This window comes from Deinococcus detaillensis, assembly GCF_007280555.1.
In the GTDB taxonomy this organism is placed as follows: Bacteria; Deinococcota; Deinococci; order Deinococcales; family Deinococcaceae; genus Deinococcus; species Deinococcus detaillensis.
In genome coordinates this window covers 1-2,292 of the sequence record NZ_VKDB01000072.1, presented here as the reverse complement: position 1 = coordinate 2,292, position 2,292 = coordinate 1, and the positions used below count along the sequence as shown (strand labels likewise).

At 57.9% G+C, this 2,292-nt stretch carries 2 protein-coding genes; one reads left to right on the top strand and one right to left on the bottom strand.

Going from position 1 to position 2,292, the window contains the following annotated elements; genetic code table 11:
- Positions 1 to 240: 240 nt before the first annotated feature.
- Positions 241 to 1,305, bottom strand: a complete 1,065-nt coding sequence (locus FNU79_RS18835; RefSeq protein ID WP_143722324.1) for a transposase — start codon at positions 1,303 to 1,305, stop codon at positions 241 to 243.
- 212 nt (positions 1,306 to 1,517) lie between these two features.
- Between FNU79_RS18835 and FNU79_RS18830 the strand changes: the two genes are divergently transcribed.
- A complete protein-coding gene (locus FNU79_RS18830; protein ID WP_143722323.1) occupies positions 1,518 to 2,129 on the top strand; it encodes a TMEM175 family protein in 612 nt (203 codons plus the stop codon).
- The last annotated feature ends 163 nt before the right edge of the window (positions 2,130 to 2,292 follow it).

The following is a 2,292-nucleotide window of genomic DNA, read 5'->3' as shown; positions in this document are numbered from 1 at the left end:
CGGCCTTGAGATCTGGGAGCAGCCGATCAGCAGCGGCGCTCAGCGTCTGCCGACTGTCCGGCGTCAGAATTTCATCAAGGGTATTTTCTCGCACTGCGTCGCCGATCAGAACAAGCAGCGCTGCGTCAGGATTCAAACCGCTTTGAAGTTGCATACTGCAAGCTAACACGGCTTGCGGCCACTACTGGTGAACTTACGATTCAATCGGCCAAGAATAGGTTCGGTCAAGCGTTTGGGAGCTCAGTACCCGACATTTTCGCCTTGAGCCTTCTGGTGCGGTGTCCAGAGTTGGAGGAGGTTCAGGAGTTCGTCCGTCAAGGTGCCTAATTGTCGGGAGCAGGCTCGGACGAGTGAGCGGAGTCCCAGGGTCACGACGCTCCAGGCAGGGCGTCCATGTTTTTTGAGCACTTTGTCCTGGTCGATGCCAACCAGGACACTCCAGAGATAGGCCAGGGTCAGCAGACACAGTAATCGTGCCACATGACTCCGAAGTGTCATGTGGGTGTTCTCCAACTTGAAGCCTTTGCTTTTCAGCGCCCTGAAGAGGCATTCAATCTTCCAACGTTTGCGGTACCCCTTCAATATTCGGCTGGCCGCCATGGCATTGCTCGCCACGATCAGGGGTTCTCCCTGATCGGTCCTGGTCAGCACCACGTTCATCGGCAGCCCGTAGATCACCACGTCGTTGAGCACGATTCCTTTGGTATTGGGCTGGTGGTCGCTGAGCCAGTCACTCGCGGGCAAGCTGTCAATACGCGTATCCACCCGCAGCCGAACGGTGATGGGCAATCCCCTGGCGGCCAGACCCTCAATCCACTCCTGACCAATACATTCCCGGTCTCCGTAGATGGTGGCGACGTCGCAACAGTCCAGCAGGGTCAGCGCCTGGCCCAGCAAGATCAAGCGAGTGTCGGTATCGCTGTTGCCACCATGTGGCAACAACTCAAAGAGCAGCGGGACCGCCACGCCACGCCAGTTGATGGCCAGCACCAGGGCGTTGACGTCCATCAGGCCCAGCTTCCAGTTCGTGCGATCAACGATGAATTCACGGCGCTTGGAGTCGGGCAAGAGGGCGAGCACCAGACGGGCAACATCCAGAGGACACACCGGATGCCCATCAAAGAAGCGCTCAATTCTGCGAATCACCGAGGCCGTCTGAGCGTTGCCACAGCAACGCTCGGCCAGTGCAGCGTGGCGCACATCTTTGGCCTGGATCAGGGCTAGGACGAGCAGAGCCAGCAGGTCCACCTGGTTTTTGCGGTATTCGGGGAAATGGGAGACAAAGCAGACCTGCAATGACGTCAAAAGAGAGAGAGACGCATTCTGTTTTGCCGTACTGGACGATGAGTTTCAAGTCCCCTCAGAAACTGTCGGGTACTGAGCAGCCAGCGAGTCGGAGCGAGGTGAGGACGTTGACCGCCCTCTGGACGACGTGGTCCCACGCGTATTTTTTAAGGTGGCGTCCAGCGGCCCAACCTCGCGGGCTGAATGCTGATGTCCAAGGAGAATGGAAACCTATGCATAAGGGCCGTACCGAGGCATTCTCTGACGGAGTGCTCGCCATCATCATCACGATCATGGTCTTGCAGTTGGACGTCCCGGAAGGACGCGAGCTGAGTGACCTGTTCAGGGACTGGCCCAAGATGCTGGCCTATGTCGTCAGCTTCCTGTACGTCGGTTTGTACTGGAACAACCACCACCACATGTTTCAGGCCGTCAAGCGGATCAACGGCGTGGTCTTGTGGGGCAATCTGCATTTGCTGTTCTGGCTGTCGCTGTTGCCCTGGCTCACGGCCTGGGTGGGAGAGAGCCATTTTGCCCCCACCCCGATCAGCGTGTACGCCTTCGATCTGCTGATGTGCGCAGTGGCCTTTCCCCTGCTCCAAAGGGCGCTGATCCGTGCGGATGCTAGCAACACCCTGCTGGCGCAGGCGGTGCGGGGCAGTACCAAAGAAAAGGTCTCGATGCTGGCTTACGTCGTCGCCGTTGTGCTGCCCTTGCTGGGACAGACGGCAGCGTACATGGCGGGCATCCTGCTGATGGTCGTGGGTCTGAGCTGGGCCGTCCCCGACCCCCGTATCGAGCGCGTGTTGGCTGAATCGGGAGATTCCGCGTCGCCTCCATCCTGATGGTTATGTTGCATCCATATTTGAAGGTGTTCTCGAATGTCTTGCAGATGTGGCGTTTGGAAACGTGCGAAAACGCCCGATATCGCAATGGTTTTAACCTGCCCACTGGCACGGCCTCTACGTCTTGCGTAACTCTGTTGCACAATGAATTACACTGGCAACA

What these genes read in the sequence shown, in the direction of transcription:
- FNU79_RS18830 (WP_143722323.1), top strand. Translation starts at nt 1,518, where the DNA reads ATGCATAAGGGCCGTACCGAGGCATTCTCTGACGGAGTGCTCGCCATC.